Source organism: uncultured Victivallis sp. (assembly GCA_944389935.1).
In the GTDB taxonomy this organism is placed as follows: domain Bacteria; phylum Verrucomicrobiota; class Lentisphaeria; order Victivallales; family Victivallaceae; genus Victivallis.
The window spans coordinates 1-6,725 of record CALXOE010000084.1 but is presented as its reverse complement, the minus strand read 5'-3'; the positions used below and the strand labels follow the sequence as shown (position 1 = coordinate 6,725).

Here is a 6,725-nt window from a genome sequence, read left to right as displayed (position 1 = left end):
CTGAAATATAAGTTGCATCCAGAACCATCATCTTTCAACTTTTTCTTTTCCTATGGGATGGCTGTGAAATTTTTTCTCATGGATAGCCTCGTTGTCTGTCTTGCACAAAATTCGATTTATTATATATTATGGTCAGAATCTTCCGCAAAGTCAAGGCGGTTTTTCTGAAAAAGGTATGTTATCCTTTCAAAGAGGTGCGTAATCGGAGCATGAGAAAAGACGAGACGGTTTTCAGTCGGCGGGGCCGTTCGGTTCTGGGAGGGAGAAACATCGGGCGTTACCCGGTGCACGACTACCGGTTTTTCCGCGAGGCCGAACCGTTCCGGAACTGGCCGCTCTACGTCCGGAGCGCCGGGAGCGGGATCTGGATTCGGGGATGCAGCCGGGTGCGGGAGTATTCCGATTCGTTTTCCGTGGAACTTGTGACGCGCGGGGAGTTCCGGTTTTCGCAGTTCGGAGCGGAGCATCGGCTGAAAGAGGGGGAGCTCTGCCTCGTTCAGCTCGGGACCTCTTCCGAGATGTGGTGCGACACGGACGAACCGGCGGAAAAACTGTTCATCGCGCTCTCCGGACCGCTGCTGCCGGTGATGCTGCGCTCAGGCAAGCTCGATAAAATGTCGGTTTTCCGCCCGGAAGATCCCGGCTGGTTCCGCGCTCGGTTCGAGTCTGCGATGACGTTGCTCGGAACGAAGCCGGACGGATTTGCCCGGGCTGCCTCGGAACTCGCCTACGAAGTGCTGCTGGCGCTCTGGAGCGGACGCAGCCGCGAGGAGTACCCGGAGATTCTGACCCGGGTGCTCCGGTTCATGGAAGAGGAGATCTCCCGGCCGCTCGGGGTCGAGGAGATCTGCCGGAAATTCCGTCTGAGCCCGGCCGGATTGTTCCGCCTCTTCCGGAAACACATCGGGATTTCTCCGATCAACTATCTGATCCGGAGGCGGATCGAATTTGCCGAAGAGCTGCTGCTGCTCTCGACCTATTCGATCAAGGAGATCGCCGACCGGGTCGGCTACCCGAACGCCCACTATTTTTCCGGCGAATTCCGCCGCGTGACGGGGATGTCGCCGCGCGAATACCGCGGGCAGAATCCGGGAGTGTGACCATCCCGTCCCCTGTCTTGGAACGTGTTTGAGTCGTGATATGTGATGGATCGATAACCCGATAAGGAGTGCGAACGATGGTGCGGAAAACGGTCTGCGGTTTTTTCTGGTCGCTTCTGAGTGCGTTTCTGTGGGGGACGACCTATCTGGCCGGGCGGGCGCTGATGCGCGACGGCGGGGAGATCGATCCGGTGACGCTGTCGCTGATCCGGTTTTCCGGAGCGGGGGCGCTGATGCTCGCGGTCGGCGGGATTTCCGGACGGAAGATGTTCGCGTTTTCGCGTCTCGATTTCCTGCGCATGGTCTGCCAGGGAATGATCGGCATGGCGGGGATGAGTCTCTTCATTTTCTGGGGACAGCAGACCACGTCGGCGGTCAACTCCTCGATGATTATGACGGCTGTCCCGGTGCTGATTCTGCTGGGCGGATTGCTGACCGGGGAGAAGATCACCCCCGGGCAGTGGATCGGCATGACGGTCGCGACGGTCGGCTGTGGAATCGTGATCGGCGTGGTGACGCCGAAGGGCGTCCGTTTCGACGCATTCCGTCCCGGTGATCTGCTGACGTTCGGCGCTGCGGTTTGCTGGACGGTCTACACGTTGTGGGGGCGCAGGACCGTTCCGCGCGTGGGGGGATACGTCTATACGACCTGGGTGATTCTCGGCGCAGTTCCGCTTCTGGCGCTGCTCGCGCTGCTGCGCCCCGGTTCGGCGGCATTGCCGGGGGCGCTGCCGGGGTGGCTGCTGGTCGGTTACATCACGGTGTTCCCGACTGCGGTGGCGTTTTTCGCGTGGAACGAGGCGCAGCGGCTGATCGGGCTTCCGCTCCTGAACATCATGCAGTATCTGACGCCGGTGACGGTTCTGGTGCTCTCATGGCCGCTTCTGGGGGAGGGGTTTTCGCTCTTTCAGCTGGCGGGGGCGGTTCTGGTGCTGCTCGGAGTCGGCCTCGACCCCTCCTTTCTCCCGCACAGAAAACGTCCCCCGGAAAACGAGGAGCACCCGGCCTGACAATGCGCGGACATCGTTTCAAGATTCAAACTCATAAAAAAACTCCGTCCTTTCACAGGGACGGAGGTGTCAACGATGGAGAATCTTGCAATATGTATTTCAACGTATTTCCGTCGGCCCTTTGATCAAATCGAGAATGGTCCAGACAGCGGTACCTGACAAACCTAACATAACCGCCGGAATTCCCCGCACCCCCCATACGATCAGAAAGAAAAGAGCCAATACCGCAATGATGATTTTGCCAAATCCGGAACGAGTATTGCCGTCCATAAAATTATGAATGCCAATACAACCGAGAAACAATCCGACCAGTGTATAAGAAACCCGGTCAACGTTGTAACTGGGTTTGGAACCTGCAATTTGTCTGCTGACCTGGTCGAGATACTCTCCGCAGTGTTTGCATTTTTTCGCCACGGCGAGGATCTCTTCACCGCACATCGGGCAACGTTTGGTTTTTTCCGGTATGACTACCGTGAACGGCTTTCCGCATGAGGAGCAATCCACACTCATTCCGGCAAACTCTTCTTCCACCTCATAGTGATGGCCGCAATTCGGACAACTGATCTTCATAGAAAAGCGCCTCCATGCGGTTTCGATTAACGAAAATATAGCATGGAGATTTCCGGTTTTCAAGTTCACCGCCGGGTGACGGTCAGCCGTCGAGCAGGAGTGAACCCCGCCCCTCGAACAGCCGCTTCGAGCATTTCCCGCCAAGTTTCACCGCCGCATATGGAATGTAGAACTCATCGATCACCGAGTCGCAGGTGAACCGGTGCAGTCCATAACCGTCGTACGTTTCGATCTCCCCCGGAAACAATGGCGCGTTCATGGATAGTCCCACCGGCCTCCCCCCCGTTTCCACGGTCACTCGACCAGTTTCCGGTATGCCTCGAAGTAACGGCGTCCGAACTCTTTCTGGCTCTTCGCATCGAAGTGAACATTGTCCGGGTTCTGCGTCAACCCCTCCGAGGTGGCGAAACCGACTTTCGGCAGTTCCGTCGTCATTGCCCGGTGGGCGGCGTCAACCCGTTTTTTCCCCTCGCTCCACGGCTTGGCGCCGGGAAACTGGCTGAGCTGGCCGATCACGATCGGAACTTCCGGCGCATTGAGTTCCCGACGCAGAGAGGTGAGAAGCTCAAGCAGCCGGTCGTGGTAGAGTCTGCTCTGCTTTTCTCCGCAATCGGCTTCCCCCTGATGGAACAGAATCACTTTGAGCGTGCCGTCTTTCATCGCTTTCCGGGCGCGGGCAAGTGCGTCGTCATAGGGACGACTCTTCGTCTGGCTCCACATTTTACCGGGCGCCCAGCTTGAAATCGGGGAGCCGCCGCAGGCCGCCGGGATCAGTCCCACCGTGATCGCGGGGTCGCTCTCCGCGAGCTCAATCGCAAAGGTCCGGGCCGGGCCGACTCCTGCGGAGGATTTGTCGTAATGTACCGGATCGACTGCCGGAACCCATTCCCCCTCTTTGTTCTGCATGAGCACACGCGGGTGCGGAATTTTATCCTCCGGCGTGACGACTCCGCGGCCGGCCATATTTGACTGCCCTGTCAGCAGCACGAGGTAGAACTTCTCTTTCGGCGGGAGCTTGACTGGTTCGGCAGCGGTGAGAGCCGCAGCGGCGAGAACGGCAAGAGCGAGCAGGCAAAATCTTTTCATAGACCGGAAATCCTTTCTGCTGGGTGAATCCGTGTGGGAAAAAACATAGCATCCGGCGGCCGGATTGTCAATCCTCCCATGAAAAAAAACGGCTCACGCACGGCGCGCGACTCCGCTTTGCCGGAACAGTTTCCGGCAGACGATGTAGAGGTAATAGCCGTTTGCCGCGGCCGTGATCGCCCAGGTGATCGGATAGGAGAGCATCAGATTTCCCATCGTCGGGTGGACCGGAAAGACCGTGTAGACCCAGACGATCCGCAGAACGCACACTCCGATCAGTGTGATGACCGCCGGCATGACCGAGCGTCCGAGCCCGCGCAGCGCTCCGCTCATCACATCCATGATTCCGCAGAGGAAGTAGGTGGAGAAGAGAATGTTCATCCGCAGCATTCCCCAGTTGATGACCTCCGGCGTGGAGTTGTAGATCGACAGCAGGGCATGCCCGTTCAGAAAGAATCCATATCCCATGACGATGCAGACGGCCGAGGAGCAGAGCGCGCAGTAGATGATGCTGCGGCGGATCCGGTTATACTGGCCGCCGCCGAGATTCTGTCCGGCGAAGCTCACCACCGTCTGATGAAAGGCGTTCGACCCGATGTAGACGAAGCCTTCCAGACTTGCGACGGCCGTATTTCCCGCGATTGCAAGCGAACCGAAGGAGTTGACCGAGGATTGAATCGTGATGTTGGAAAGCGAGAAGAACATCCCCTGAATTCCGGCGGGCAGCCCGATCCAGAGCATCCGCTTCAGGATGACCGGGTCGATCCGGAGGTTGCGCATCCGGAAACGGCATGCATCCCGCGCATTGCGCAGGCAGCGGATCACCAGCGCTGCGGCGATTCCCTGCGACACCACGGTCGCGATCGCGACACCTGCGACGTCCATGCCGCAGACGAGGACGAAAAAGAGATTCAGCACCACGTTGACGATTCCCGCGAAGAGCAGATAGTAGAGCGGACGGCGCGTATCGCCCACTGCTCGCAGCACGGCACTCCCGAAGTTGTAGAGCATGATGAACGGCATTCCGGCAAAATAGATCCACATGTAAAGACTCGACTTGCCGATGACGTTTTCAGGCGTGGCCATGAGTCGCAGCAGCGGCGTCGCCAGACCGATTCCGATCACAGCCAGCATGATTCCGCCGAAAATTGCCATGAGGATGGCGGTGTGGACCGTCCGGCTGACGTTTTTGCGGTCTTTCGCGCCGAAGAAGTTCGCCACGAGCACGTTCGTGCCGACTGAGAGACCCATGAACACGTTCACGATGAGCGCGGTGAGCGACGAGGTCGCCCCGACCGCGGCCAGCGCCTCGTGCGAGGCAAAGCGCCCGACGACGATGAGATCCGCGGCGTTGAAAAACAGTTGAAGAAGTCCCGAGAGCATCAGGGGGACCGAAAAGAGCACGATCTGCCCGAACAGAGGCCCCCGGCACATATCGATCTGGTATTTATTTGTTCTCTGCTGCATGGCCGATCATCCTGAGGGAGGGGATCTCCCGAATATACGATCCGCTCCGCACTCCGGTTAATATATCCTCATGGTGGTGGAAAATCAAAGCCGTTTCCGGAAAAAAACGGAGGCCGCCGGTCCGGATCGACCGCAGTTCCGACCCGTCGGCAGACGAAAAAAACGCCGGATATTTGCAAAAAAAAATATTTCGCTATTGACATTGCAACCCATTTGTGGTATAATATTGATAGAGCGTGAAATCATTTGCTGGAAATCATGATTGATCGGAGCTGAATATGATTGCGAGAAAACAACATGTGACACTGTCGGATGTGGCCCGTGAGGTCGGGGTTTCCCGGGCTCTCGTCGGGAAGGTTCTCGGGTCGTGTTCCGGGAATATCCGGGTGAGCGCGGAGACCGCGCGCATGATTCGCGAAGCCGCTGAACGGCTTCATTACCAGCCGAACTTGTCTGCGCGGGTGCTGACCGGCCAGAAGAGCGGTCTTATCGGCGTTCTCATCGATGCGCAGCCGCCGGCGGTCACGTTCCGGACGCTCGCTTTCATCGATCGGTTTGCGGCGGAAAACGGTTACCGGCTTTTGATCGGGGAAGCGCACAACAGCATCGACAGTCTGTACTACCATTATTCAAACTTCATGCAGTACAATGTCGACGGCGTGATCTGCATGGCTCACGATTATCCCGGGCAGGAGGTGAAACTCCGGGAGTTGTTCCGCAATGCGGAAAACATCGTTTTCGTCGAGAAGACGATTCTGGAGAACGTCTGCTGCGTTGAAGTCGATCGCGTTGCCGCGGTGGAAGCTCTTACGTCGCTTCTGCTCGAGACCCGCAAACGGGTCGGCATCGTTCTGGAGAATCCGGTGTACCGCAGTGTACGCCAGCGGCAGGAGGGGTATCACCGGGCACTGGCGCGCGCCGGACGTGAAGACGCATCCCTGGTCTATTATCCTGCGGATGAAGAAACCTCTCTGGAGGAGACGATGCGCCTCGCTGTCGAGAAATTCATTCTTCCGGAGAAACTTGATGCGGTGATCGCACCCAATGACCTCGCCGCTTCGCACATCATTCGGGAACTGTGGCAGCGGGGAATTCGGATTCCGGAGCAGATCGCCGTGGCCGGATATGACAACGATCCGTTTGCCGAGAGTCTCTATCCGAGCCTGACCACGATCGATGACAATAATGAAGAGGTTGCAAGAAGAGCGTTTGAGCTGCTGCATGAACGGCTCACGAAAAATTCGATTCCCCGGAGGTTGTGTGTGGTTCCCCGTGTGATCCGACGGGAATCAGTATAAAATTTTTTTGCGCAATGATAGCGCGCTCTATCTAGGAAAATAATCATACTTTTGCCGATAAATTTGATCATGAAAGGAGCAAGCAGAAAAGATTTCAAAGAATAAGTTGGTATAACCGAGAATTTTTCAAAAAAAGGATGAGAAAAATGAACAGAAGAAACAACTTTACCTTGATCGAGCTCCTCGTGGTTACT

7 protein-coding genes are annotated in these 6,725 nt (G+C 57.0%); 3 read left to right on the top strand and 4 right to left on the bottom strand.

Features of this window, described 5'->3' with window-relative positions; all coding sequences use genetic code 11:
* The first annotated feature begins 209 nt into the window (after positions 1-209).
* Together Q0J85_RS15160 and Q0J85_RS15155 are read left to right on the top strand one after the other, a co-directional pair.
* The gene (locus tag Q0J85_RS15160; protein WP_294483132.1) at positions 210-1,100 is read left to right on the top strand and encodes an AraC family transcriptional regulator; all 891 of its coding nucleotides are present in this window, start codon (positions 210-212) and stop codon (positions 1,098-1,100) included.
* Between the two features lie 77 nt (positions 1,101-1,177).
* Positions 1,178-2,110 (top strand): DMT family transporter, encoded by a 933-nt coding sequence (locus Q0J85_RS15155; RefSeq protein WP_294483131.1) that lies wholly within the window; start codon positions 1,178-1,180, stop codon positions 2,108-2,110.
* Between the two features lie 99 nt (positions 2,111-2,209).
* On the opposite strand, the gene Q0J85_RS15150 is transcribed toward Q0J85_RS15155, so the two are convergent.
* The 4 genes from Q0J85_RS15150 to Q0J85_RS15135 all read right to left on the bottom strand — a co-directional run bounded on the left by Q0J85_RS15150 (position 2,210) and on the right by Q0J85_RS15135 (position 5,233).
* Positions 2,210-2,680 carry a zinc-ribbon domain-containing protein gene (locus tag Q0J85_RS15150; protein ID WP_294483129.1) on the bottom strand — a complete coding sequence of 157 codons (471 nt, stop codon included), beginning with the start codon at positions 2,678-2,680 and terminating at the stop codon, positions 2,210-2,212.
* Positions 2,681-2,762: 82 nt separating this feature from the next.
* Positions 2,763-2,939 carry a hypothetical protein gene (locus tag Q0J85_RS15145; RefSeq protein ID WP_294483124.1) on the bottom strand — a complete coding sequence of 59 codons (177 nt, stop codon included), beginning with the start codon at positions 2,937-2,939 and terminating at the stop codon, positions 2,763-2,765.
* A gap of 35 nt (positions 2,940-2,974) precedes the next feature.
* Positions 2,975-3,766: a sialate O-acetylesterase gene (locus tag Q0J85_RS15140; RefSeq protein WP_294483122.1), complete on the bottom strand. Its 792-nt coding sequence runs from the start codon at positions 3,764-3,766 to the stop codon at positions 2,975-2,977.
* A gap of 93 nt (positions 3,767-3,859) precedes the next feature.
* Entirely contained in the window at positions 3,860-5,233 is a 1,374-nt protein-coding gene (locus Q0J85_RS15135; RefSeq protein WP_294483119.1) for an MATE family efflux transporter, read from the bottom strand.
* 278 nt (positions 5,234-5,511) lie between these two features.
* Here Q0J85_RS15135 and Q0J85_RS15130 point away from each other — a divergent pair, with 278 nt between their 5' ends.
* Positions 5,512-6,531, top strand: a complete 1,020-nt coding sequence (locus Q0J85_RS15130; RefSeq protein ID WP_294483117.1) for a LacI family DNA-binding transcriptional regulator — start codon at positions 5,512-5,514, stop codon at positions 6,529-6,531.
* The last annotated feature ends 194 nt before the right edge of the window (positions 6,532-6,725 follow it).